18 protein-coding genes and 1 tRNA gene are annotated in these 24676 nt (G+C 66.6%); 13 read left to right on the top strand and 6 right to left on the bottom strand.

Features of this window, described 5'->3' with window-relative positions:
• Positions 1-539: 539 nt before the first annotated feature.
• On the bottom strand, positions 540-884 hold the full coding sequence (locus tag ACFYO1_RS11540; protein ID WP_387229557.1) for a hypothetical protein: 345 nt from the start codon (positions 882-884) through the stop codon (positions 540-542).
• Between the two features lie 9 nt (positions 885-893).
• Between ACFYO1_RS11540 and ACFYO1_RS11535 the strand changes: the two genes are divergently transcribed.
• The 7 genes from ACFYO1_RS11535 (at position 894) to ACFYO1_RS11505 (ending at position 13430) form a co-directional block, all read left to right on the top strand.
• Entirely contained in the window at positions 894-2513 is a 1620-nt protein-coding gene (locus ACFYO1_RS11535) for a 2-isopropylmalate synthase (RefSeq protein ID WP_387229555.1), read from the top strand.
• Positions 2510-3955 (top strand): 3-isopropylmalate dehydratase large subunit, encoded by a 1446-nt coding sequence (gene leuC, locus ACFYO1_RS11530; RefSeq protein WP_387229553.1) that lies wholly within the window; start codon positions 2510-2512, stop codon positions 3953-3955. Before ACFYO1_RS11535 ends, leuC begins: the two co-directional genes overlap by 4 nt.
• Before the next feature lie 2 nt (positions 3956-3957).
• Positions 3958-4590 (top strand): 3-isopropylmalate dehydratase small subunit, encoded by a 633-nt coding sequence (gene leuD, locus ACFYO1_RS11525; RefSeq protein WP_387229551.1) that lies wholly within the window; start codon positions 3958-3960, stop codon positions 4588-4590.
• A gap of 86 nt (positions 4591-4676) precedes the next feature.
• Entirely contained in the window at positions 4677-5810 is a 1134-nt protein-coding gene (locus ACFYO1_RS11520) for a pyridoxal phosphate-dependent aminotransferase (RefSeq protein WP_387229549.1), read from the top strand.
• 5 nt (positions 5811-5815) lie between these two features.
• The gene (locus ACFYO1_RS11515) at positions 5816-11323 is read left to right on the top strand and encodes an amino acid adenylation domain-containing protein (protein ID WP_387229547.1); all 5508 of its coding nucleotides are present in this window, start codon (positions 5816-5818) and stop codon (positions 11321-11323) included.
• Positions 11320-12096 (top strand): class I SAM-dependent methyltransferase, encoded by a 777-nt coding sequence (locus ACFYO1_RS11510; RefSeq protein WP_387229545.1) that lies wholly within the window; start codon positions 11320-11322, stop codon positions 12094-12096. Before ACFYO1_RS11515 ends, ACFYO1_RS11510 begins: the two co-directional genes overlap by 4 nt.
• Complete coding sequence (locus ACFYO1_RS11505) at positions 12093-13430, top strand: phytoene desaturase family protein (protein WP_387229543.1); 1338 nt, start codon at positions 12093-12095, stop codon at positions 13428-13430. Before ACFYO1_RS11510 ends, ACFYO1_RS11505 begins: the two co-directional genes overlap by 4 nt.
• A gap of 520 nt (positions 13431-13950) precedes the next feature.
• Here the strand turns inward: ACFYO1_RS11505 and ACFYO1_RS11500 are convergent.
• A tRNA-Leu gene (locus ACFYO1_RS11500) sits at positions 13951-14035 on the bottom strand.
• A gap of 83 nt (positions 14036-14118) precedes the next feature.
• Here ACFYO1_RS11500 and ACFYO1_RS11495 point away from each other — a divergent pair.
• Positions 14119-15060: a glycosyltransferase gene (locus tag ACFYO1_RS11495; protein ID WP_387229541.1), complete on the top strand. Its 942-nt coding sequence runs from the start codon at positions 14119-14121 to the stop codon at positions 15058-15060.
• A gap of 273 nt (positions 15061-15333) precedes the next feature.
• Here ACFYO1_RS11495 and ACFYO1_RS11490 read toward each other — a convergent pair whose 3' ends face one another.
• Positions 15334-16524, bottom strand: coding sequence for a 4-hydroxybenzoate 3-monooxygenase (locus tag ACFYO1_RS11490; protein WP_387229539.1), 1191 nt, complete (start codon positions 16522-16524; stop codon positions 15334-15336).
• A gap of 707 nt (positions 16525-17231) precedes the next feature.
• Here ACFYO1_RS11490 and ACFYO1_RS11485 point away from each other — a divergent pair.
• Positions 17232-18248 (top strand): endonuclease/exonuclease/phosphatase family protein, encoded by a 1017-nt coding sequence (locus ACFYO1_RS11485; protein ID WP_387229537.1) that lies wholly within the window; start codon positions 17232-17234, stop codon positions 18246-18248.
• On the opposite strand, the gene ACFYO1_RS11480 is transcribed toward ACFYO1_RS11485, so the two are convergent.
• Together ACFYO1_RS11480 and ACFYO1_RS11475 are read right to left on the bottom strand one after the other, a co-directional pair.
• Positions 18245-18613: a DUF2834 domain-containing protein gene (locus tag ACFYO1_RS11480; protein WP_387229535.1), complete on the bottom strand. Its 369-nt coding sequence runs from the start codon at positions 18611-18613 to the stop codon at positions 18245-18247. The two genes, ACFYO1_RS11485 and ACFYO1_RS11480, sit on opposite strands and share 4 nt — an antisense overlap.
• A gap of 151 nt (positions 18614-18764) precedes the next feature.
• Positions 18765-19634, bottom strand: coding sequence for an NAD(P)-dependent oxidoreductase (locus tag ACFYO1_RS11475; RefSeq protein ID WP_387229534.1), 870 nt, complete (start codon positions 19632-19634; stop codon positions 18765-18767).
• 146 nt (positions 19635-19780) lie between these two features.
• On the opposite strand from ACFYO1_RS11475, the gene ACFYO1_RS11470 reads away from it, so the two are divergent.
• Positions 19781-20140 carry a winged helix-turn-helix transcriptional regulator gene (locus tag ACFYO1_RS11470; RefSeq protein ID WP_387229532.1) on the top strand — a complete coding sequence of 120 codons (360 nt, stop codon included), beginning with the start codon at positions 19781-19783 and terminating at the stop codon, positions 20138-20140.
• Positions 20141-20401: 261 nt separating this feature from the next.
• Here ACFYO1_RS11470 and ACFYO1_RS11465 read toward each other — a convergent pair whose 3' ends face one another.
• On the bottom strand, positions 20402-21277 hold the full coding sequence (locus tag ACFYO1_RS11465) for an arginase family protein (protein ID WP_387229530.1): 876 nt from the start codon (positions 21275-21277) through the stop codon (positions 20402-20404).
• 254 nt (positions 21278-21531) lie between these two features.
• Between ACFYO1_RS11465 and ACFYO1_RS11460 the strand changes: the two genes are divergently transcribed.
• From ACFYO1_RS11460 to ACFYO1_RS11450, 3 genes are read left to right on the top strand one after another with little or no spacing between them, the layout of a single operon-like run.
• The gene (locus ACFYO1_RS11460) at positions 21532-22842 is read left to right on the top strand and encodes an extracellular solute-binding protein (RefSeq protein WP_387229529.1); all 1311 of its coding nucleotides are present in this window, start codon (positions 21532-21534) and stop codon (positions 22840-22842) included.
• A 6-nt stretch (positions 22843-22848) separates the two neighbouring features.
• Complete coding sequence (locus ACFYO1_RS11455) at positions 22849-23808, top strand: carbohydrate ABC transporter permease (protein ID WP_387229527.1); 960 nt, start codon at positions 22849-22851, stop codon at positions 23806-23808.
• Positions 23799-24668, top strand: coding sequence for a carbohydrate ABC transporter permease (locus tag ACFYO1_RS11450; protein WP_387229525.1), 870 nt, complete (start codon positions 23799-23801; stop codon positions 24666-24668). Before ACFYO1_RS11455 ends, ACFYO1_RS11450 begins: the two co-directional genes overlap by 10 nt.
• The last annotated feature ends 8 nt before the right edge of the window (positions 24669-24676 follow it).

The following is a 24676-nucleotide window of genomic DNA, read 5'->3' as shown; positions in this document are numbered from 1 at the left end:
CTACACCAAATTCGGTGCAGAGCAGCTGAATTCGCGGTTGAGTTTGCCGGTGGCACGGACCCCGTCCTTGGACGCGATGGTGGTGCGATGCCGCTAGTGCTTTCACGATCCACACTCGCAGCGTTTCCGCATGCACGTCGACCATCGGCCCGATCGCGTACGCGGCGGCATACGCACACCGGAACTCATCGAGGTGATCGAGAACCAGACGCAGGGCCTTCTCACGAACCCCAGGCGGGTAACGCTTCGGCATGATAACGATCTTCATCACGAAAGGAATCGCCCCTCAACCCGTGACGGTTCATCATGACCAACGGATTCCTGCACTATCACCAACAAACCGTCCGCTACCACCCCGATTCCAATGTCGAACCCGAATATCGCAGCCCCGAATTCCACTGGGCCCCTCGCCGCCGTTCGGTCTGCCACAAACCTCGCTGCTGACCACCCCGGATATGGCTCCGTGAGGGCACCCAGCCGGCTTCGTTCCAGCCGACGGAACGCTCGATTGTGTCGCAACAATGGCGTGCCCCAGGCTGCTATCTATCACGTTGCTCATCGAACTCTGGATAGGTAAGTGAGGAGCTGATGATGCGCAGGTACGAGGTCCACATCGACTGGTCGATCACACCGAAGCTGTTGTGCCGTGGCGGGTTTCGATGACATCCGCGCATGAGTTGCCGATTGCCGGTGCTGCCACCGAGCAGCTGCAGCCGAGACAGCCAGACGTTGACCGAGCCGACCACTGCGATGTCGATCCAGCCGAAGGCCAGCTGCTGCCCGGCGATTCGAAATCGGAATGTCCGCAAAATCCAGCAGCGACTACTTCGACCAAGTCTTCCGAGCCCACGCGCAGCCAGGCCGCGGTTCGCGGTCAGCAGCAACCGAGTCCGATGAACTACGAAAAGTATGTCGCGTATCAGCCGGTGGGTCTGACCGATCGGTCCTGGCCGCAACGGCGACTCGGCACGGCTCCGATTTGGGCGAGTGTCGATCTGCGCGACGGCAATCAGGCCCTGATCGACCCGATGGACAGCGACCGCAAGCGCATCATGTTCGATCTGCTGGTTTCGCTGGGGTTCAAGGAAATCGAGGTCGGATACCCGACCGCCTCCCGGGACGATCATGAATTCGTCCGGCACCTGGTGGCAGCCGATGCGGTCCCCGACGATGTGGTGATCCAGGTGATGGCGCCGATCAAGGGCGATTTCATCGAGCGAACGGTCCGCTCGCTGGCCGGTGCTCGGCGCGCGATTCTGCAGATCTTCCACCCGACCTCGGAGGTACAACGCCGGTTGGTGTTGGGAATGAACCGGGCGGAACTGACAGCGTTGGCGCTCGACGGCGCCGAACAGGCGCTCCGCCTTCAGGATTCGCTGCCGGGTACGGAGATCTTCCTGCAGTACGCGCCGGAATCGTTCACCCAGACCGAACCCGAGTTCGCGCTGGAGATCTGTAATGCGGTGCTCGGGTTCTGGGCGCCCCGTGCTCGGAACACTCTTGCGGTCAACCTGCCCGCGACCGTGGAAGTCTATCCGCCGCACGAGTTCGCCGACCGCATCGAGTACATGAGCCGCAGCCTGCTGCATCGCGAACAGGTGCTGTTGTCCGTGCACCCGCACAACGATCGAGGGTGCGGCGTCGCCGCGGCGGAGCTGGCGGTGCTCGCCGGTGCGGATCGGGTGGAGGGCACGTTGTTCGGCAACGGCGAGCGGACCGGCAACGTCTGCCTGATCACGCTGGCGCTCAACCGTCTTGCCCAAGGCCTGGACCCCATGCTGGATCTGCGCGACCTCGACGGCATTCGGCGTGTTGTGGAGCGGTGCACGCGCATGCCGGTGGGCCAACGGCATCCGTGGGTGGGCGATTTCGTCTACACCTCGTTCGCCGGGACCCATCAGGACGCGATCGCCAAGGGGCTGAAGGCGCGCGGCGGCTCCCCTGATGCTCGGTGGGATGTACCGTATCTGCCGATCGACCCGCACGACATCGGCCGTGATTACCAGGCTTTGATCCGGATCAACAGCCAGTCCGGCAAGGGCGGTATCGCCCATCTGCTGCGCGCCGAGTACGGCTTGGAGCTCCCGCGTCCGCTGCAGATCGACTTCGCCGCGGCGATGCAGCGGGTCTGCGAGACGACCGGCGGAGAGATCACCGCGGCGCAGCTGTGGCGAAACTTCGACGAGCGGTACGTGCGGCCCGGTCGCGACGCCCACATCGCACCCGCCGATGGCATGAGCGACGAACCGATCGACGATGATTCGGCCTCGGATCTGCTTGCGGCCCACGGTGCAGAGGGCGTCGTGCAAAGACTGACGGTCGGCGCGGTCGCCGCCGGCGTCCACCACGGGTCCAGCTATGCGTGCTGCGAGGTTCTCGCGGATGGCCAATCGTTCTGGGGCGTTGGCTTGGCGGACTCTCGAAATCTGGCGATCCGCGCGGCAGTGTGTTCGGCGGCCAACCAGATCCACAAAACCGGGCCGCCTGTGACTTCTGCCGGAGCCGTCGGATGAATGCACCCACCACGCTCGCCGACAAACTCTGGGACAGCCACATAGTGATCCCCGCAGCCACCGACGACGAGCCCGACGTGCTCTACGTCGACCTTCATCTGACCCACGAAGCCACCTCACCTCAGGCGTTCGACGGCCTGCGCCTTCGGTCGCGCCAGGTGCGACGGCCAGAGCTGACGCTGGCTCTCGAGGATCACAATGTACCGACCGACTCGCTGATATTGCGTGACCCGATGGGGCGCGACCAGATCGAAACGCTACGCCGAAACTCCGCGGAGTTCGGCATCGAGCTCTATTCTCTCGGGCACGATCGGCAAGGCATCGTGCACGTAGTCGGGCCGCAATTGGGGCTGATCCTGCCCGGCATGACCGTGGTGTGCGGGGACAGCCATACGTCCACCCATGGCGCGTTCGGCACCATGGCCTTCGGGATCGGCACCAGCGATGTCGAGTACGTGCTCGCGACGCAGTGCCTCGAGGCACGCAGACCCCGGACCATGGCGGTCGACTTCGCCGGTGTGCTGCCCGCGACAGTCGACGCCAAAGACCTTGCCCTGGCATTGATTTCCCGGCTCGGCGTCAACGGCGCACACGGTCACATGGTGGAATACCGCGGCGAGGCGATCCGCGGCTTGTCCATGGAATCCCGGATGACCCTGTGCAACATGAGCATCGAGGCCGGCGCGCGGGTCGGTCTGGTCGCTCCCGACGAGACCACGCTGCGCTACCTCGCCGGGCGACCGTATGCGCCACAGGGTGCAGAACTGGATCAGGCCACCGCCTACTGGCGAACACTGCGCACTGACGAGGGTGCGCGGTTCGATCACACTGTGACCATCGACGTCTCGGCACTGTCCCCGCTGGTCACCTGGGGCACCAATCCCGCGCAGACAGTACCGGTCAGCGGAGTCGTTCCGTCGCCGGAAGTGTTCGATGATCCGCTGGAACGCGCGGCAGCCGAACGTGCTCTCGCCTACATGGACCTCTCCCCCGGCACTCCGTTGCGCGCGGTGCGGATCGACGTGGTGTTCCTCGGTTCGTGTACCAACGGACGGATCGAGGATCTGCGCGCCGCAGCGGATGTGCTGCGCGGACGCCGCGTTGCAGACGGCACTGAACTGCTGGTCGTCCCCGGCTCCATGGCGGTCCGTCAGCAAGCCGAGCGAGAAGGACTCGACGAGATCTTCGAGACCGCAGGAGCACAGTGGCGCCTGCCCGGCTGCTCGATCTGCCTCGGCATGAACAGTGATCGCCTGATCGGCCCGAAGCGCTGCGCCGCCACCTCCAACCGCAATTTCGAAGGGCGGCAAGGTCGTTCGGCTCGCACACATTTAGTCTCTCCGGTCACCGCGGCGGCGACCGCGGTGACGGGCAGGCTGGCCTTGCCGGGCGACCTTCCTGCCCCACCACAACGTGGCCGATCACAAGAGGGGTTGCGATAACTGTGGAGCCATTCATCCGTCACACCGGCCGCGCGGTGGCATTGCGCCGGGACAACGTGGATACCGACCAGATCGTTCCTGCCGAGTTCTGTAAACGTGTCACCAAATCGGGTTACGCGGATGCACTGTTCGCACGCTGGCGAGACGACCCCGAGTTCGCTCCGGCGCAAGCGCGGCACCGGGACGCATCGGTATTGCTCACCGGTCGCGCGTTCGGGGTCGGTAGTTCTCGTGAACACGCGGTGTGGGCGCTGCGGGACGGCGGCTTCGCGGTCGTGGTGGCGACCGGATTCGGCGATATCTTCCGCCGTAACGCCTGGAACAACGGTCTGGTGCCAGTAGATCTCCCGGGACCGGTCGTATGGGAGCTGATGGACGAGGCCGAATCCGCGACAGGACTCACCGTCACTGTCGACCTCGGCGAATGCGCACTGCTCTCCGACAAAGGTCGCTGGGTGTTTCCGGTGGACCAGCGAGCACGTCAGCTGATGTTGCAAGGACTCGATGTGGTCGAGTCGACACTGCTGCACCGGCACTCGATCGAGCGTTACGAACGTGGCCGCCCGGGCTGGCTGCCGCGCATACCGCGGGGCGCTTTCGAGGCGACCGCCGAGCAGAACGATGCACTGCGGTGAAGAGCGAATCGACTTATACACCGATAGGACCAATGCTGGGCGCCGAACGGGTCGCTCGTCTACCGAGCGGAGGACTGGCTGCCCTATTGCAGAACACCGGGGTCGCCGACCTGGTCGACCTTGCCGTCGGTACGCCCGGGTTTCCGGTGCCTGAACCGATGCTGATCGAAGAGGCGCTAGCCGCATTGCGCTCGGGTGCGCACCAATACGCCGACCCCGCGGGCGTGCCGGCCTTACGTGCGCGGATCGCCGCCGGATTGCCGGGCGCGCCTGACCCGGAGACCGAAGTGACTGTCACGGTAGGCGGCAGCGAAGGCCTCTGTGTCGCCCTGCTGACCACGGTAGATCCCGGCGACGAGGTCGTCGTGCTCGAGCCGTTCTACGAAAACTTCCTCAGCGCAATAGCGTTGGCGGGCGGGATACCACGATTCGTCCGGCTGCGCGGCCCGCACTGGCTGCCCGACCCGGACGAACTCGCTGCGGCCTTCGGGCCGCGCACCCGGGTGATCGTGCTCAACAGCCCCGGCAATCCGACCGGCACCGTATTCGCACGCGCGCAGCTGGAGCAGATCGCGGAGTTGTGCGAGACCTGGAATGTCACCGTGGTGTCCGACGAGGTCTACGCCCCCTTCGTCTACGGCGGTGAACCATACTGCTCGGTGGCCTCCGTTGCGGGATTGGCCGAGCGCAGCATCGTCGTCGGTAGTCTTTCCAAAAGCCATGCCGTCAGCGGCTGGCGGATCGGTTTCCTGCGGGCCCGTCCGCCATGGACTCGGCTGCTGCGCGCGGTCCACGTGGCGACCACCGTCGGAACATCCGCGCCACTACAGCACGCGGCCGCCGCCGTCGAACTGTTCGGGCCCGCGCTGCACGAGGTCGCGGTGGCCATGCGGGAGCGACGCGATCAGGCCGTGCTCCTGTTGCAGGAGAACGGGTTCCGCTGCGAGCCGCCACGCGGCGGCTGCTACATCCTCGCCGACATTCGGGCGATGACCACCACGGACAGCCCTGCCTTCGCGCGAACGCTGGCGGTGCGCGGCGGCGTCCTGATGGCACCGGCGACCGCGTTCTACGCACGGCCCGCTGACGGAGACAGCCACGTCCGAGTCGCCTTCAACCGCACCGAGGCCACGCTGACGACGGCGCGAGCGCGGCTGGCCACGTTCGGCTCCGCTACTCGGGACAGTCAACGGTCTATCAACGAAGCACAGGCAGGTTGAGGATTATGTCGCAACGGGTGTCCACCTCGTCGATAGCGGGATTGTTCGAGGCACAGGCGGCCCAGCGGCCGACTGATACCGCCGTCGCCACCGGCGAAGGCGACCTGACCTACGCCGAACTGGATATCCGCAGCAACAGGCTCGCGCACCTGTTGCGGTCCCGCGGTGCCGGTCCCGGCAGCATCGTCGCGCTGGCGTTGCCCCGCTCCGCGGATTTCGTCGCCGCCGTGCTGGCGGTGAGCAAGGCCGGCGCGGCCTATCTCCCGCTCGACATCACCTATCCGAAAGAGCGGATCGACCTCTTCCTCGAAGACGCGGCGCCGACTCATGTGATCACCTACCGGGCCGACGCGAGCGTTCTCGCCGATCACCGTCAGGGTCTGCTGTATCTCGATGATCCCGGCACCGCCGCCGATCTGGCCGCGATGCCGACGAATTCGCTCAACGATCCGCAGCATCCCGTGCCGCTCGAGACCGCGGCCTATGTCATCTACACCTCCGGCTCCACCGGCCGTCCCAAGGGAGTCGTCATCTCCCACTGCGGCATAGCGAGCATGGCACTGACCGAACAGGATCGGCTAGGGCTGGGTCCCGGTTCGCGGTTCCTGCAGTTCGCCTCGCCGAGTTTCGATGCGGCCCTGTGGGAGATGGCGGTGGTGTTCCTGGGTGGCACGCTCGTGATCGCCGCCCCCGGCAACATGCATCCCGGGCCCGCGTTGACTCGACTGCTCAGCACCGAACGAATCACCCACGTCGTGCTGCCGCCGGCGATCATGCCGTTGCTCGAGGACTGCGGCGGGTTGCCCGCCGGCCTCACGCTGGTCGTCGGCGGTGAAGCCTGCCCCGGTCAGGTCGTGGAACGATGGTCGGACCAGGTGAGGATGATCAACGTCTACGGACCGACCGAGACCACCGTCGTCGTGACCATCAGCGACCCGCTCTCAGGCTCAGCGAGTCCGCCGCTGGGCACCCCAGGGCGCGATGTCGCGCTCGGTGTGCTCGGCGATGACCTACGTCCGGTCGCGCACGGCGAAATCGGCGAGCTGTATATCGCCGGGCCGGGATTGGCCCGAGGGTACCTGGGTATGCCCGGCCTCACCGCCGCCCGCTTCGTCGCCTGCCCGTTCGCACCGGGCGAACGCATGTATCGGACCGGTGATCTGGTGCGATTCCGGCCGGATGGATCGATGGTTTACGCGGGCCGCGCCGACCACCAGATCCAACTGCACGGGTGGCGCATCGAGCCGGGTGAGATCGAGTTCGCGCTGGGGACACATCCGCACGTCAGCCGCTCGGTTGTCGTTGTCCGAGAGGACGATCCGGGTATCAAGCGGCTCGTCGCCTACGTGGTCCAGGCAAACGGGCAGGCCCCGGAGCCGGCGGACCTGCGCAGGCATCTACGGCAACGACTGCCCGCTCCCCTGGTCCCGGCGCTGTACGTCGTGCTGCCCGCCCTACCGCTGCTGCCGAACGGGAAGATCGACCGCCGAGCGCTACCCGCGCCACTCGGCACCCTCGTGGATACCCGGCCGGGTCCGGACCCCTTGCACACCGACGTACAAGGTTTGTGGTGTGAAGTGCTCGGACTGGACGCGGTCGGACTCGACGAGCCGTTCTTCGACGCCGGCGGCACCTCGCTACTGCTGATGCGGTTGCACAACCTGCTCGGCACCCGGCTCGGCGTGGCCGTCGAACCCACCACGCTGCTCGACCATCCGACCATTCGCGGATTCGTGGACCATCTGAGGTCTGTCGCTCCCAGCACATCCCATACGGACCGGCCGCGACCGACGACGCACAAGATCGCGATCATCGGAATCGGTGGCCGGTTTCCCGGCGCCGACGATGTCGCCGGATTGTGGGAACTGCTGCATGAGGGCCGGGAGGGACTCACGCACCGCTCCACCGATCGCCCCGGATACCTGGGGTCGTCCGGAATCCCGCCTCGCGCAACTGAATTCGACGCCGCGTTCTTCGGAATCAATCCAGCCGACGCACGCGACAGCGACCCGCAACTGCACCTGTTCCTCGAAACTGCTTGGCACGCGTTCGAAGACGCGGGGTACGACCCCGGCCGGCTCGATCTTCCGGTCGGCGTCTTCGGTGGTACCGGGCTGCCCTATCACTGGCTGCGCACCACATCCCATCGGCTGCTGTCCGGCATCGCCGCCACCCAGCGCGCCGCGATGGGTAACCCGATGCAGTTCTTGAGCCTTCAGGTCGCGCACAAGCTCGGCCTGCGCGGGCCGGCCGTCACGGTGAACACCGCGTGCTCTACCTCCCTCGTCGCCGTCGATCTGGCCTGCCAGAGCCTGGCCGACGGCCATTGCGATCTCGCGCTGGCGGGTGGCGTGAGCCTGCAGCCCGCAGACGCGCCGGGCTACCGGTACGAGGACGGCGGTGTGCTGTCCCCGGACGGTCACTGCCGTCCCTTCGACAGCCACGCGCAGGGCACGGTGCCCGCCGGCGGTGTCGGCGTCGTCGTACTCAAACGCTTGGACGAGGCGCTGGCCTGCGGGGACACCGTGCACGCCGTCATCATCGGGTCCGCGGTCAACAATGACGGCGCCCGCAAAGCGGGCTTCACCGCGCCCAGCGTCGAGGGCCAGGTCGAGGTGATCACCGAAGCCTGTGCGGCCGCGGGGATTTCCGCGGAAACCATCACCTATGTCCAGGCCCACGGGACCGCCACCCCGCTCGGCGACCCGGTGGAGGTCACCGCACTGACCCGCGCCTTCCGGCGGGATACCGATCGCATCGACTATTGCGCCCTCGGGTCGGTGAAAAGCAATGTCGGACATCTCGATTCGGCCGCAGGAATCACCGGGCTCATCGCCGCGGTCCAGGCCATCCGGCACCGGACCATCCCCGCGGTGGTGCACTTCCGGCAGCCCAATCCGGCCCTCGATCTCGAACGCAGCCCTTTCTACGTCAACGCGACCGCACTCCCGTGGACTCCGCCGCAGGGGATTCCGCGGCGAGCCGGTGTCAGCTCTTTCGGCATCGGCGGCACCAACGCGCACGTCATCGTCGAAGAACCCCCGGCTCCGAAGTCGACCGAGCCCGCGCACCGGGACCAGATCCTTCCGGTCTCGGCGCAGGACCTCACCGCATTGACCTCCGTGTGCGCCAAGCTGAGCGACCGGCTGCGCGGCGACTCGGTGACCAATCTGTCCAACATCGCGTTCACACTCCAGGACGGCCGCGCGACCATGCGACACCGCAAGGCGATAGTGGCATCGACTGCCGCCGAAGCCGCCCGATTGCTGGTCGATGGCGACGGCGAGCACACCTTCTCGGCACTCGCGGACTCGACCGGCGTCGCATTCCTGTTTCCCGGCGTCGGGTCGCAGCACACCGGGATGGGCCGGGAGCTGTACGCCGACGAGCCGGTCTATCGGGACGCGCTCGATCGCTGCGCCACCCTGTTCGACACCGAGCTCGGCTGCGACCTGCGGTCGCTGCTCTTCGCGCCGAACTCCGCACCGGCGGCGCTGGAGCGTCCCTCCTACAACATGGCGGCCATATCGGCGACCGAGGTCGCGTTGGCCGAGCTGCTGCTGTCGTGGGGAGTCCGTCCGAGTGCCGTAATCGGCCACAGCCTGGGCGAATTCACCGCCGCCCAAGTGGCGGGCATCATCTCGCTACCCGACCTGGTGACCCTGGTGGCGCGGCGGGGACGGCTATGCGACGACCTGCCCGAGGCCGCGATGGTCACCGTGCCGCTCACCGAGCACGAGATACTGCCGCTGATCGGGGACCGGCTGTCGCTGGCCGCGGTCAACGGCGTCCGCAACTGCACCGTGTCAGGTCGAGTCGCCGATATCGAATGGCTCGAGCAGCAACTGAAAGCAGATGGGGTACGCACGCACCGGCTGCCGATCGCGACCGGATCACACTCCGCGCTGATGGACGGAGTCGTCGACGAACTCGCGAAAGTCGCTGCCGGACTGCCGCATCGGCGACCGAATATCCCGATCATCTCCGGTCTGACCGCTACCTGGATGAGCGCGGCCGACCCCTTGGCGCCCGACTACTGGGCCCACCATATGCGCCGGCCCGTCCGATTCGCAGACGGGCTGGCGACCCTGCTCCAGACACCCGGCCTGGCTCTACTCGAGGTAGGCCCAGGGACCACCCTCACCCGGCTCGCCCGCCTCCATCCCGCCGCCGGCGCCGATCGCCTTGTGCGCTCGACTCTTTCCAGCGCGCCGGGACGGACCGAGCACGGCGAACTCAGCCGCGCGCTGGCCGAACTCTGGTGCCGCGGCGTGGACGTGCGATGGCAGGGGGTGCACCGAAGCGAACCGCGGCGCCGAGTGCCGTTGCCCACCTACCCCTTCGGCAACACAACCGGTGACCAGAACCCCGGGCCGGCGATCGAGGACATCGCGCCAGCCGAGGCCGGCGACCGCGTCCGTACCGCGTTCACCGCGCTCTGGCGCGAATTACTCGGCACAGCAGAGGTTTCCGCGACCGATGACTTCTTCCGCCGGGGTGGCGACTCGCAGCTCGCGGTGCTGCTGCGCAGCCGGGTCAAGGAATCGCTCGGCGTCGACCTGCCCGCGCATGCCCTGCTCACCCATCCCACCTTCGGGGAAATGCTGGAACTTATTCGGCCCGAACCGATTCCGATACCGCCGCTGTTGATCCCGCTGGGGCCCGGCGACGCGTCCCGGACGCCGTTGTATCTGGTTCAGCCGATCGGCGGCACCGTCTACACGTATCGGGAGCTGACCGCGAACCTCCCCCCAGAGCAGCCCGTTCTCGCTTTCCGCGCCTGCGGGCTCGAGCCCGGCGAGACCATCCCAGCGACCATAACCGCGATCGCCACCCGCAACATCGAGGAACTGCGGGCAAGTCGCCCCTCAGGGCCATACGTGCTCGGCGGTCACTCCTCCGGCGGTCTGATCGCCCACGAGATGGCCCGTCAACTGCTCGACGCCGGCTACGAGGTCGCAAAGGTCATCATGCTGGACACGGTGACAGTGGCCGACGCGCACCGGCTCGATCTGCGCGACGTCGACGACATCACGAAGGCGTTCGCGGTGTTCGAGGACACCGCGCCACGGATGTGGCAGGCATTCCACGACACGCTGCACACCGATCCCCGGGTCCGCGACGTCGTCATCGCGACCAACCAGGCGATCCGCGCACACGTACCCCGGCCGATCGATACCGACCTGCTCTACCTTCGAGCTGGCGAGCGCGACGACGGCGTCTTCGACCCACATCCGGAAACCGCATGGGCAGAACTGTTTTCCGGCGAGACAACGGTGCGCACGCTGCCCGGCAACCACCTGACCATGATGGAGCCGCCGCACGTCGAGGCCGTCGCCGCCGAGGTATCGCGCAGCCTCTCGACCCCGCACCGAGATACCGCACCGGGCCGGATCGTCGGAGTCGCGCCGTGCGGGCTGCGCATCGAAGGCTTGACCGTGGCCGATGTCGCCCAGCTGATCCAGCTCACCACCAACACCCCCCACAACTCCGGCCCAGGGACAACCCGATGACTGAACCCACACACCTCTCGGCCCAAGACGACCAGTTCGCCGCGCTCGGTTCGGCCTACGAGGCATCCGAACAATGGCCGATGCGCAGGCAATTGGAGGCGCCGAGCCTGCTGGCCGCGATCGGCGACCTCACCGGCCTGTCCGTACTGGACGCCGGCTGCGGCAGCGGCTTCTACGTGCGGGTGTTCGCACGGCTCGGCGCGGCGCGGGTAACCGGCATCGACCCGTCGCCGGGCATGCTCGCGGTTGCCGAAGAACGCGAGGCCGCCCAGCCGGCGGGTGTGCACTACGTGCAAGCCGACCTTGCCGATGCCGCACGGGTCGGTCCGGTCGACCTGGTGACCGCCGTCTATGTCCTGCCGTACGCCAAGTCGATCGCCGACCTGGGACGCATGTGCCGAGGTGCGGCGGACGCGCTCCGTCCGGGCGGACGGTTCGTGGCATTCGCCCTCAATCCCGAGTTCTCCGCCGACCCCGGCTGGTACGAGCGCTACGGCTTCACGCTCCAGTCGAAACCTGTACGCGCACAGGGTGAACCGCTCACCTTGACGTCCTACCAATTCGAACCGCCGGTGACCGTGACCGGCTATCGCTGGACCCAGGCGGCGCACGAAACAGCACTGCACGACGCCGGATTCGAGGACATCGCCTGGACCGCGCCGGAACCGACACCCGAAGGGATCGCCGAACACGGCGCGGCGTTCTGGCAGCCGTATATCCAATGCCCACACGCACTCATCGTCACCGCGCGCGTTCCCGGCGGCACGCGATGAGCGGTGAGCCCGACGTCCTCGTCGTCGGCGCGGGCATCTCCGGCCTGGCCGCCGCGATCGCCCTGCAGGCGGCAGGCCGGCAGGTCAGAGTGTGCGAACGCCGGGACACCGTCGGCGGACTCTGCGGCAGCCGGGAGCTCGACGGATTCGAATTCACGGTCGCGTGCAACGATTTCGGATCCGCGTTCGCCAGAACGATGTCCGATCTCGGTGTCGACATCGCCTTCACCGAACCGCAATCGCTGTTCTGCACCGAACGCGCCCGGTACCGGTTCCCGATCGGTCTGCGAACCATCCGGCCTTTCATCCCGTTGGCAGCAGACCTCTTTCGATTCCTGCGCGCGGTCCACACTGTCGGCGACAAGCCGATATTCGTCGCGGACATCCTCGACCGGCATGTCCGATCCCGTGACTTCGCCGACTTCATCGGCACCTTCTGCTGGGCTTTCGCGACGCCGCCCAGGCATTTTCGCGCCGATATGTTCGCGGCACTGTTCTCCAAGAAACTCGCGTACGGCTACGACCGGCCGGTCACTCCAGTCGGCGGACCGCAGGTACTCGTCGACCGGATGGCCCAGCGGCTGGTCGAGCTCGGCGGCACCATCGACCTGCGGACACCGGTCACACAGGTCTCGGAAGGACCGGGTACCAAGACAGTCCTGGCCGGCGGACAGGTCACCAGCGCCCGGTACGTCGTCTCCAGCGAGGCGCGGCTGGACCTGTACCCGCCGACGGCGATACCGGGACTCGCGGCCGGCGTCCTGCACCTGGCCACCGCCAAGGACGCGCCGTTCCCGCCCGGCGTGCACACCATCGCACACATCCCGCCGAACGTGCCCCGGCTACTCGACACCCTCGACCAAGGCGAACAACCAGCGGCCCCGTTGTTCAGCATCTTCCCCTGCGACCTGCCCGGTGAACGCGACTATCGCTCCTTCAACGCCTACGTGCTGTTCCCCCGGGGAATCACCGAGTTCGGTCCGGCCGAGCGCGATCAGCTCGAGCGGTACATCCTCGCACAGGTCGAGACCATCGCCCCGGGTTTCACCCGAAAGATCCGCTATCGCCGGCTCATTTCGCCCGCACAGTTCCAGCGGCTGCACGGACTATCCAGCGTCGCGATCCCGGCCGTGCTCCCACCGAACTTCACCAAACCGGACGGCTACGATCACGACCGCGACATCTACTACGTCGGGAACTCAGTCCAGCCCACCTGCGAACACGCCGGCAGCGCACTCGAATCGGCCTTGCACGCCGCTGCGGCCATCAACTCCCGCGAACAGCCCCATAGGGAATGGACGAAGTACTCGTCTCGAACGCAATCAATCAGATGAAGACGAACCCTGACGGTGAAACGGCATGTTCCCGCCCGTCACACAGCCGGGACCCGCTGCCTTTCAGAAACTGTCGGATGCACGTTGAACCGTCACGGGTTGGGGGCCGCTTCCTTTGGTGAGGAAGATGGTTATCATGCCGAAGCGTTATCCGCCTGGGGTTCGTGAGAAGGCCCTGAAAGCACTAGCGGAGCCGGATCGAGGCAGGCCGGACGCTCCGCGGCATCGAAGTAATTGATCCAGCACGCACGCGTCGTCGCTGTGATGCGGTGGCCGATGCCAACTACGGCGTTCGCACACAACGCCGGGTCATCGGCTCCTTCGCCGCGCGAACTGCCATGGCGTAACACTGCTGCGCCTTGCTCTGGTGCACCCCAGCGGCCGCTGAGCCCATTACCCACATGAGAGCCCTTCGGGCACACTATTGGGCAATGACCGCCCGTCCGTTGGGGTTCAAATCGCCCTATCAATACAAAAAAGCCGAAATCCCTTGCATTGCAAGGGATTTCGGCTTCAACTGTGTCCGGAGGGGGACTTGAACCCCCACGCCCGTTAAAGGGCACTAGCACCTCAAGCTAGCGCGTCTGCCATTCCGCCACCCGGACCGGTGGTGCTCAGCAAGATTATAGGATCTGGCGGCGTGGACCAAATCGCGGGTTGACCACGTGTTTTGTGGAGGGTTCGGTGTGTGGGGGCGGTGCGTAGGGGCAATCGTGGCGGGCTTGATAGGTTCGCGCGCATGTCTCGCTTCGATGATCGGACCGTTGGGCTCGTTCTCGTGACGTATCAGAGTGCGGAAGACCTGCCGGCTTTCTTGGAATCACTACCGGCGGCGGTGGAGCCGTTCGCGCTCGATGCGGTCGGGGTGGACAACGTTTCCGCTGATAGGAGCGTGGAACTGGTTGAGGAGTTCGGCGGTAGGGTGATTCGTAACAGGGAGAACGTGGGGCTTGCTGCGGCGGTCAACCAGGGGGCTGCGGCTACCGATGCCGGATGGATCTTGGTGGCCAACCCGGACACCAGGCTGGCGGCCGGGTCGATCGCCGCGCTGGTCGAGACGGCGATGAGCGACGAGCGGATCGGGATGATCGGACCTCGGGTCGCCCGGCTCGACGGAACCCCCTACCCGACCGGTCGCCGGTTCCCGTCGCTCGCGGTTGGGGCCCTCCATGCGCTGCTGGGTGGGGTCTGGCCGGGGAACCCTGCGACCCGCAGATACTTCGGTGCACCCGTCACCACGGTGAGCGATGTCGACTGGATTTCTGGTTGCTGTATGTTGTTCCGCCGCAGCGCGTTCGACTCCATCGGCGGCCTCGACACCCGATATTTCCTGTACTTCGAGGAGACGAAAGCGGCCCTGGACATGCATCGCGCCGGGTGGCGCGTGGTCCTGGACCCGACCGTCGAGATCCGGCATCGCGAAGGTGGCAGCATGCGCTCGGCGCCGTTCCGCAAGATCCGCAGCCACCATCGCAGCGCGTTGCGGTTCTACTGCGACTACCACCGATGCTCACCGTGGCTGATATTCGCGCCTGTGGTAGCGGCAGGACTGGTGCTCCGCGGTGCGATATCGGTCCTACGCACCGCGATCAGTCAACGAATCGCCTCTCCCGCAATCAGCCGCGGGTAGGACCGAAAGCAGCATCGGGCGGTGATCGCGGTGAGTTCGCCAGCGGTCAACTCGGACAGTATCGCCGCCGGCATGCTCTCGGTGTAAGAACGGGACGACCACGCCCGGTTGCTCCAAATCTGCTGTGAGCCGTCCGATCTGATTCGGACGGCATCGCCAGTAGCAGGCTCTCGGCGGGCAAACGAGGCGGCCGCACCCATTTGCTCCAGATCCGCTGTGAACAGTCCGGGCGGATGGGAGCGACGGTCTTCCATACGGATCGCACCCCGAAGGTCAGATGCCGACGTAGCTGTCGGCGAACATATCTTGGTGAGCCCGCGAGCTGGCCAGATTGTGCAGGCGCGCCTGTTGCAGTTCGCGCCGGTAGGTCCGCTCGGGTTCGTCGCAGGCGGGGGGATGAAGCAGGTCGATCATCCAGTGCGAGAATTCCTGGGCGCGTCGGATGCGTGGTCGATGGTGTGCCGAATACTGTTGCAGTGCAGTCTCATCGGCGTTCCGCACGGCATCGATGAGGCCCTCGGCGAGTAGTTGGGCGCCGGCGATGGCCAGGTTGGCGCCCTTGGCGGCGGATGGGCTGATCGAGGTTGCGGCGTCCCCGACCAGGAACAACCGCCCGGCTTGGAGTGTGTCCAGAATTTGCGAGCGCAGCCGCACCAGACTGCGTTCGATGATCGGTCCGGTGACCAGCGCGGGAGTGCCGGACGCGGACAGCCGGCGGTTCAGCTCGGTCCAGATCCGCTGCTCGCTCCACTGGTCCGGATCGGTGGCCGGATCACATTGCAGGTAGTAGCGGGTCACGTCGGCGGTCCGCGGCATGTGGCCGGCGAAGCCCGCCTCGTGCACGCCGTAGATTATCGAGTCACCGGTCGGCGGGGCCTGGGCCAGCAGTGCGAGCCATGTGATGCCGTGGTCGTATGCCGCGCTTCGGGCCGGCACCGCGGTCCGCGCCACTCCGCGCGCGCCGTCGCATCCGGCCAGGTAGCGGCCGGTGAACCGGAGTTTGCGGCCGGTCTGGTCGCGGGCCGCGACGGTGGGGCGGTCGGTGTGGATGCCGTGGATCCGCTCGACTGTGGTGCTGAACCGGAGCGTGCCGCCTCGGCGCAGGTATTCCTCGATCAGATCGGTGACCAAAGCCTGCTGGGGATAGACGGTATGCACCCGCCCACTGCCGAGCTCGCTGTAGTGCAGGGCGACACAGCCTGTGGGACTGCGGAATTCGCAGCGGTCGTGGGTGTGGCCGCGGGCGTCCAGCCCGGCGGCGAGGCCGTGCGCACGCAGGATCGCAACGCTGTCCGGCGCGAGGAACCCGGCCCTGGCCCGGCGCTGCACCTGCACGCGGCTTCGCCGCTCCAGCACGATGGACTCCACCCCCGCGGCCTGCAAGATATTGGCCAGCACCAGACCCGCCGGGCCCGCACCCAGGATGAGCACCGTGGAAGTGAGGTCGTTCGAACTCGGAAACACGTGCCGAATCTAGAGCACAAACAACGCAATCGCCTCGTGCAGTAGTTCGCCCACTGGTTGCTGTACGAGAGATCCATCATCAGCGCGAACCCGCCCCACCTGTGGGACTACCCCTGCGGTCTCGCCGCATTCGCAAAACCCTGCGCCACCCCACGGTGCCCGACGAGCCGACAACCGTCCACCCAGACCCGCCCTGAAACAGCGACAGCTAACTCTCCGCCACCACAGTCATCGCCGACCCGACGGTCGATCGCGCGACAAATCGGCGGCGATCCCCGGAATGCCAGAACCCCTAAGAGCCGACCGCCACGCCCGAACCGACGGTCGGCCACCAACGCCATCATCAACCTGACGATCGATCGGCCGACAAATCGGCGTGCTCCGCCGAGGTATCGCAGTCGCTAAAACCAACCGTCACAACCGAACCGACGGTCAACCAGCACAGCCGACCCGAGGAGCAATCAGGCGACAAATCGCCGGGCGATCCACCGAAGATCAAACCGCTGAAAGCCAACCATCTCGCCCGAACCAGCGACCAACCACCGTAGCCATCGCCGACCTAACGACGAATCGACAGCATCCCCGGAGTACCAGAACCGCGAAAAAGACCGTCACGCCTGAACCCGCAATCAACCACGACGCGACCACGCACCACGCTCTACCGCACCAGACACGTCGGCGACAACTGAAGCGTTCATGATGGATCGATGACGCGAAACGAGGACGAGTCGAGTTCCCCGGCTGCCCAGCTCCCCGCGGGACGAGAGCTACGGGTGCTCGCATTGAACGTATGGCACAGCGGCAGCAAGGTCGCGGGCGGTACCGAACTGATCGCCGATCTAATCGTCTCGAACCGAGCGTCGATCGTGCTGCTGTCCGAGGCGACGACCGCGACCACGTCCGTCGCGGCCGAATTGGCCCGGCGCGGATACGAATTCAACGCGGTCAGCTCGTCCGACACGGGCATTCTGACCGTGTTCCCGATCGAGGACAGCGCCGATCTGCGCTGGATGGTCAAGGCGCGGTTGACCGTCGACGGCAAACGCCTCACCGTTTACTCGGCGCACCTGGAGTTCCGCTGGTACGCCTCGAACCTGCCCCGCGGTTATGGCCCGGGAGTCCCGCCACCAGATGAGTTCGCCGAGTACAACTTCGAGAAGATACCGTGTGGCCCGGTGACCGACCTCGCGACGATCCAGTGGGTCAACGCGGCCTCGGGCCGCCCCGAGGTCATCGGCACTTTTCTCGCCGACGCGAAAACCGAGCTAGCCCAAGGATCTTCGGTCATCATGGCCGGCGACCTGAACGAGCCATCGGCGCTGGATTGGACGCCCGCGACCGCGAACCTGTTCGACCACAACGGCGTTGCGGTGGCGTGGGAGTCCACTCGGCTCCTGCACGAAGCCGGGTTCGTCGATGCCTACCGATCGATGTACCCCAATCCGGTCACCCACCCCGGCCTCACCTGGCCCTCGGACAACGCCGAGGTGGACGTCGCCGAACTCGCCTGGGCGCCGGAGGCCGACGAACGCGACCGCGTCGACTTCGTCTTCGCCCACAAGACCGGCTTGGAGTTGGACACCGTCGGCATAGTCGGCCCACGCGGGTCCATCGTGCGCGGCGCCCGCCAGCCGGAAACGACCCTGGACAATTTCGCCGAATCACCGTCGCGGTGGTGCAGCGACCACAAAGGAATACTCGCGACGTACCGATTCACCGGCTAGACCGCACCCGGCCCGCCCGCCTTATCGTCCGTGAAGTCGCGGACCAGCAGGAAGAACGGGATCGCGGTGGCGATACCCACCGTGAAGGTCAGCAGGAACGAGGCGGCCCACCAGCGCACGATGCCCAGCCGCCGCGCTTCGGCGAACGCCCACGTGTGGAAGCCGAGAACCACGAAGCCGAGATCGACCATGGCGAACCGGCCGGGCACCGTTTTATAGATGTCGCCGACGAAGAAATCCAGTGCCGACTTCGGCCCGTTGCGCCGCACATACGGCAGCGCGATCGAGTTCTGGGTGATGAACGCGGCGACGAGCGTCGCGATGAGGGTTGGGCGTCGCCAGGACCCCTCGGTGCGGTCGGACATGGAGCAATCTCCTTTGGTCACTCTTCCCGGTGAACCGATCAGTCCATTCGGACCATAGTAGACCGATTGGTGTGTCACAACCCCGGAGATCCATTCCCCGACCGCTCGCCCCGGAAACCGTTGTGCGGCACCGACGCGAGCCGGCCGCGGTTCAGACCAATTCCTCGACGGTGCGAGCGAATTCCCGAGCGCCGTGACCATCGGCTACCTGACGATCGATCAGGTTCTTGATCGGGGCGACGAAGTCGACGGTGACTCCGGCGTCCCGGGTGGCGCGATTGATCGCGTCGAGGGCGGCCTTGTGGAACGCGAGGGATTGGATGGGCCGGGTGTAGTCGCCGCCGTCGATGATCCGGCCGTAGGCGGGGAGCATCTGCGCCATGGCGGTCACCCACGCGGTGGCGCGCTCGGCGAACGCGCCGGCCGAGACGCCGACCGAGCGCATCATGGCCGCACCGTGCATGAAGCCGGCGAACATGGTGTACATGTTGGCGAGCAACGCGAAGTCGTAGGTCGAGGCCAGTCCGGCGTCGTCGCCGAAATACTCTGCGGCCGCGAGCAATTCGAAGGTTTCGCGGTGCTCGTCGTAGACCGCGCGGGAGCCGCTGTAGAGGATGGACGCGCCGGGCTGCCCGATCATCGGCGGAACGGCCATGATGCCACCGTCGAGATAGTCGATGCCGTGCGCGGCCGCCCAGGTCGCCAGCTCGCGGGCCTCGCCTGGCGTGGTGCTGGTCAGGTTGACGACCTGCCTGCCGGACAATTCGCCGGCCACCGGGTCGAGGGCGGCGTGTACGGAGGCGTGGTCGAACAGGACGACGATGATCGGCCCGCCGGCCTGGACCGCCTCGGCGACCGAGGTGGCGCCGGCCGCACCGGCGGCCACAAGGTCGGCATCCTTGCCGGGGGTGCGGTTCCAGACCGTCGTCGGATGCCCGCCTTTCACCAGCGTCGCGGCCAGCGCCTGGCCCATCGCGCCGAGCCCGAGGACCGTCACCGGGGTGTTCGTGGTTTCCGCCATTGCGGGGTCAACTCCTTGGTAAGTCAGTGAACAGGGTGGTCAGCGCGCTGAAACCAAGGCTGCTCTTTGCCCGCGACACCGGCAAGTACCTACTATTTGGTCGGGTACTTACCCACGGGTGTGTGAACAGGTAGCGAGGTCGAGCCATGGGCGAAAAGAGATCCGGACCATACTTCTGCGGTATCGACGCGGCGATGGACGTGGTCGGCGGCAAGTGGAAGTCGCTGATCCTGTGGGAGCTGGCGACGCACGGCGTCCGCCGGACCGGAGAGCTGCGCCGCGGCCTGCCGGGCGTCTCGGAGAAGATGCTGATCCAGCAGCTGCGGGAGCTGGAGGAGGACGGGATCGTCGCCAGGGAGATCTATCGCGAGGTGCCGCCGCGCGTCGAATACCGGCTCACCGCATCGGGTGTCGCACTCAACCGGGCACTCGAACCGCTCGGAGTGTGGGGTCGCGAGCGCATCGACCGGATCGGCGCGGACCGCGTGCACCCGGCGACGGCGTAGCGACTATTCGCGACCGAGTGCGGGCTTTTCGGTTGCGGGGGAAGGCATTTCGTTCCCGGTCGAGGTCGGCGGCGTCGAGATGAACGGCAAGGTCCGCACTTGCTGATCGGTGGCGGGCATCGGCGGTTCGTTCTCGGGCATCAGGAACAAGGCCATGATCACGAGCAGCAGAGCTGCCAACCCGCCCAGGACCGGTCGGCAGTAAACGCGCACATGCGAATGATCGGCCTCCGTGCCCTATCCGTTACCGGAATCGGCGAATCAGGCCGGGGCCAGCGCCTCGGCGAGGTAGTCGACAATCCGCCGCGCATGCCGGCCATCGACATCCAGATCGGGGTTGTAGCTCGTCAATGTCATTCCGACGCAACCGGGTTGGACAGCGGCGGCGGTGATCGCCGCGAGGTCTGACCAATCCAGCCCGCCGGGTTGCGGATGGTCGACGGCAGGCAGCGCAACGGTGGACAACACATCCAGATCGACATGCAACCACCAGGAGTATCCGCGGCGGCGAAAGCGGCCGACGGCGATCTCGGTGGGGACGGCGGCCTTTCCGCGCAACTCCTGATCGGTCAGTACCGCGATGGTCGACCCGAGCGACGCGATACCGGCCGCCCGCAGCTCGGACGCGTCGCGCGGACCGAGGGCGACGATCCGCGTGGGATCGAGAACAGGCAACCGATCGGCCACCTCCGCGGGCAGACCGTGGGCGCCGGCCAACACCAGCCCGAGTTCGCACTCGGCCGCGTGGCCGGTGACGCTGCGATCCGGCGGCCACGCGTCCTCGTGCCCGTCCACGAAAACCAGCGCGACATCACCGAGTACGTCTTGCGCACCGCGCAACGCGCCGAGCAGCACCGGACAGTCCCCGCCCAGCACCAGCGGGAACTGTCCTGCCGCGATACTCGCGACAACCGCCGCGTGCACGGAAACCGTTGCGGTAGTGAGAGACTGCTGCGCCAGCAGCCCACTCACCGGATCCCGCGACGGTACCGGCGACCCGATGTCGACGTCCCCGGCGTCACACACGTCGGCACGCCGCCCGCGTAATACATCGACCAGCCCGGCCGCTCGCCACCGCGCGGGCGCGTTTCTCACTCCGCGGGCGCGGCCGGCGGAGTTGAATGGTGCACCGATCACGGTCAGCAGTGTCCGGCCTCCTCCTCGTGCGCGGCGCGGACTGCCGAACCGACGTCTCCCCCGTTCAGACGATAACCCCGAGCGCGCTGCGGACGAGACCTTTCGCCGACCCGCCATGACCGGACCGGACGCGTTGCGACGCGCATCACATCTGCCTATTGAATGTGACCCCGCTTGATGCTAAACATTGTGGCACGCAACGCAATACACGTTGCATTATATGCAACGCGCGATGGAATGGATCGACAATCTTGATGCTGCACCGTGAATTCCGGCCAGGCGGGGCCGCGCGACGCGCACTCACACTCGGGGCCGCGCTGTTCCTGCTCGCCGGCTGCGCGCCGGTCCAGTCCGGCCCGGCCGGCTCGGGCGGCGACGAGAAGACCGGCACCGTCCGCGTCTGGCTGTTCGACGAGGCGAACCGCGCACCGAAGGAGGCGGTGGTCAACGAGGCGATCGCGGAGTTCGAGGCGACCCGGCCGAACGTCCGGGTCGACGTGCAGTGGGTGCCGGTGGCCGCACGCGCGGAGAAGTTCGCCGGCGCGTTCAACGACCCGGCCAGCGCCCCCGACCTCGCCGAGTTCGGCAACACCGACCTCGCCGGTTACGCCGTCACCGGCGCCTTCGCCGACCTCGGCGCCGATCTCGCGGCCTGGCCGGAGGGCAAGGACCTGGACCCGTCGGTGCTGGAAACGGCGAAATCCGGCGGCAAGGTCTACGGGCTGCCCTGGTACACGGGTATCCGCGCGCTGTACTACCGCACCGACATCTTCGCCGAACTCGGCCTGCGCCCGCCGGCCACGCTCGCCGAGGTGACCGAGACCGCTCGGCGCATCCGCGCGAAAAAGCCCGAACTGTACGGGATTTCGGTCGGCGGCAAGTACACCTACGCGATGCTGCCGTACCTCTGGGCGCACGGTGGCGAGCTCGCCGAGAACGACGGCACCATGTGGAACGCCACGATCAACTCGGACAAGGCCAAGGAGGGGATCACCCGCTACACGGAGCTGATCCACGACGACATCTGCCCGCCCGCGCAGTGCGCCGACTTCACCGGAACCCAGAGCGTGCAGGCGTTCGCGGGCGGCAAGGCGGCGATGACGATCGGCGGCGACTTCAGCCGCAAGGCGATGGATCAGGGGGCGTCCAAGGACAAGTACGCGGTGATACCGCTGCCCGGCACCACACCCGGCTCGGTCGCACCGGCTTTCGCCGGCGGCAACCTGCTCGGCGTCTTCCGCGCGGGCATGCGGCGCGGCCTGGCCGTCGACTTCGTCGAATTGCTCGGCAGCGCAAAGTATCAGGAGAAGATGTACGCGGCGATGGGCAATCTGCCGACGCTGTCCGGGGTGCAGCACAAGCTGGCGACGAACGACCCGTTCCTGGCCCCGTTCGTCGAATCACTGAGGGCCGGAACCAAGTTCGTGCCGAGCACCCCGGCCTGGTCGAAGATCGACAGCCAGAATCTGCTGCCGACGGCGGTGCAGCAGATCGCCACCGGCGCCAAGGAACCGTCGGCAGCGTTGAACGCGGCGGCCGCCGCGATGAACAAGGCATTCAGGTAGGCGCACATGGCAATTCAGCAACTGACCGTCCCGACCCCGGCCCCGCGCACGCCGCCGGAACCGCGTCGGCTCCGCCGGGACACCCTCACCGCATGGCTCTACCTCGCCCCGGCGGGGATCCTGCTGGCCGCCGTACTGATCTATCCGATCTATCAGATCGTGTTGATCTCGTTCTTCGACTACGGCCAGGCGCAGGCCACCGGCGCGGCGCCGCTGGAGTTCATCGGCCTGGGCAACTACCGGGAACTGCTGTCGGACAGCCAGTTCTGGGTCGTGCTGGCCAATACCTTCGTGTTCGGCGGGGTCTGCGTGATCGGCGGGCTCGTGGTCGGCACCGCGCTGGCGGTGCTCGCGACCCGGGTCCGCGCGGTGCCGCGGATGCTGCTGTTCCTCGCCGCGCTCGGCGCGTGGGCGACGCCCGCCATGGCCGGTTCCTATGTCTGGCTGTTCCTGTTCGACGCCGACTTCGGCATCGTCAACGAGGCGCTGTCCGGTCTCGGGCTCCGTTCGATGGACGGGCACTCGTGGACCTTCGACACCCTGAGCGCGTTCGGATTGGTTGCCGCCGAGGTGATCTGGTGTTCGTTCCCGTTCGTGATGGTGACCATGTACGCGGGCATCAAGGCGATCCCGGAGGAGGTGCTGGAGGCCGCAGCGCTCGACGGCGCGTCTACCTGGCGTTCGGCCCGCTCGGTGATCCTGCCGATGCTGCGGCCACTGCTGCTCATCGCGACCATCCAGTCGATCATCTGGGACTTCAAGGTATTCACCCAGATCTATGTCATGACCAATGGCGGCGGCGTCGCCGGGCGCAACCTGGTGCTCAACGTCTACGCCTACCAAAAGGCTTTCGCCGGGCAGGAATACGGGCTCGGCTCCGCGATCGGAGTCCTGATGACGCTGTTGCTGTTGTCCATCACCGGCCTCTACGTCCGGTCCCAGCGCAGGAGCACGCCATGGCAGTGAAACCCTTGCTTCGCGCGCCGCGCAAGCCCGGTCGCCTGATCGCCGAGGTGATGACCGTGGTGATCGCCGGATTCGTCGCGTTCCCGCTGTACTGGATGGCGCTCTCGGCGCTCAAACCGCCGGGTGAGATCCAGTCGGCCGACCCGAGACCGTGGACGCTGGCGCCCAGCCTGGACAGCTTCACCCGGGTGCTGTCGATGAACGGGTTCGGGCGGTTCTTCCTCAACAGCTTGCTGATCGCCGTTGTGGTGGTGCTGTTTTCGCTGCTGCTGTCGTTCCTGTCCGCGGTGGCGCTGAGCCGCTTCCGATTCCGCGGCCGGACGGTCCTGCTGGTGATGATCCTGGTGGCGCAGATGGTTCCGGTCGAGGCGCTGACCATTCCGCTGTTCTTCCTGATGCGCTCGATCGGCGGCACCGTTCCGGCGTTGGGGCTCAACGAACTCGGCTCGATCATCTTGGTGGATCTGGTGTTCAGCCTGCCGCTGTCGATCTGGTTGCTGCGCGGATTCGTCGCTGCGGTGCCGTTCGAACTGGAGGAGGCGGCGAAACTCGATGGCGCGAGCCGGCTTCGGTTCGCCTGGCAGATCCTGCTCCCGCTGGTCGCCCCCGGGCTGGTGTCGGTCAGCGTGCTGTCGTTCATCCACGCGTGGAACGACTTCCTGTTCGCCAAGACGTTCATCATCTCCAAGACCGAGAATCAGACGCTGCCGCAGGCGATCCTGGTGTTCTTCAAGCCCGAGGACACCGATTGGGGCGCGGTGATGGCGGCCTCGACCCTGATGACCATTCCGGCGCTCGTGCTGTTCGTGCTCGTGCAACGCAAGCTCGTCTCCGGCCTCGGCGGGGCGGTGAAAGGCTGACATGCCAG

This window comes from Nocardia sp. NPDC006044 (assembly GCF_042871115.1).
GTDB lineage: Bacteria > Actinomycetota > Actinomycetes > Mycobacteriales > Mycobacteriaceae > Nocardia.
The sequence above is the reverse complement of the archived record's forward strand: the minus strand, read 5'-3'. Positions and strand labels throughout refer to the sequence as shown.

Excerpts from the sequence above, each read along its gene's own strand:
- ACFYO1_RS11535 (WP_387229555.1), top strand. The coding sequence starts at position 894 with ATGAACTACGAAAAGTATGTCGCGTATCAGCCGGTGGGTCTGACCGAT.
- leuC (WP_387229553.1), top strand. The coding sequence starts at position 2,510 with ATGAATGCACCCACCACGCTCGCCGACAAACTCTGGGACAGCCACATA.
- ACFYO1_RS11515 (WP_387229547.1), top strand. The coding sequence starts at position 5,816 with ATGTCGCAACGGGTGTCCACCTCGTCGATAGCGGGATTGTTCGAGGCA.
- ACFYO1_RS11510 (WP_387229545.1), top strand. The coding sequence starts at position 11,320 with ATGACTGAACCCACACACCTCTCGGCCCAAGACGACCAGTTCGCCGCG.
- ACFYO1_RS11505 (WP_387229543.1), top strand. The coding sequence starts at position 12,093 with ATGAGCGGTGAGCCCGACGTCCTCGTCGTCGGCGCGGGCATCTCCGGC.
- ACFYO1_RS11485 (WP_387229537.1), top strand. The coding sequence starts at position 17,232 with ATGACGCGAAACGAGGACGAGTCGAGTTCCCCGGCTGCCCAGCTCCCC.
- ACFYO1_RS11480 (WP_387229535.1), bottom strand. The coding sequence starts at position 18,613 with ATGTCCGACCGCACCGAGGGGTCCTGGCGACGCCCAACCCTCATCGCG.
- ACFYO1_RS11475 (WP_387229534.1), bottom strand. The coding sequence starts at position 19,634 with ATGGCGGAAACCACGAACACCCCGGTGACGGTCCTCGGGCTCGGCGCG.
- ACFYO1_RS11470 (WP_387229532.1), top strand. The coding sequence starts at position 19,781 with ATGGGCGAAAAGAGATCCGGACCATACTTCTGCGGTATCGACGCGGCG.
- ACFYO1_RS11460 (WP_387229529.1), top strand. The coding sequence starts at position 21,532 with ATGCTGCACCGTGAATTCCGGCCAGGCGGGGCCGCGCGACGCGCACTC.
- ACFYO1_RS11455 (WP_387229527.1), top strand. The coding sequence starts at position 22,849 with ATGGCAATTCAGCAACTGACCGTCCCGACCCCGGCCCCGCGCACGCCG.
- ACFYO1_RS11450 (WP_387229525.1), top strand. The coding sequence starts at position 23,799 with ATGGCAGTGAAACCCTTGCTTCGCGCGCCGCGCAAGCCCGGTCGCCTG.